General features: G+C 41.0%; 1 protein-coding gene. It reads right to left on the bottom strand.

Going from position 1 to position 307, the window contains the following annotated elements:
• Positions 1-307: SspB-related isopeptide-forming adhesin (locus tag HMPREF2728_RS08665; RefSeq protein WP_148130302.1), on the bottom strand; the 307-nt coding region annotated here is incomplete at both ends.

The raw sequence follows: 307 nt of genomic DNA, 5'->3' as shown, positions 1-307 counted from the left end.
GTAGTTGACTACTTGAGCCGCAGTATTTTCAATATCTACACCACCAGGTACATCAGTTTTCACTGTTGTTGGGATGTCGAACTTGTAGTAACGTCCGAAGGCGAACTTAGTTGTATCGATGATTTGAGTATCTTCTGCGTCTCCAAGTGACTTCGTGAAGCCATCTTTAAGAGTTGCAGTAATCACACCGTTGTTCACAGTGATATCGAATTTATCTGTTACTTCTGCGCCTGTTACTGAATCGTAGGCTTTGATCTTAGTAGAATCAAGTTCCAATTTAGCTTCATCGTAGTCATCTGAGATTCCT

Source organism: Streptococcus sp. HMSC061D10 (assembly GCF_001808865.1).
Lineage (GTDB): Bacteria > Bacillota > Bacilli > Lactobacillales > Streptococcaceae > Streptococcus.
This window is presented reverse-complemented; position numbering and strand designations above follow the sequence as displayed.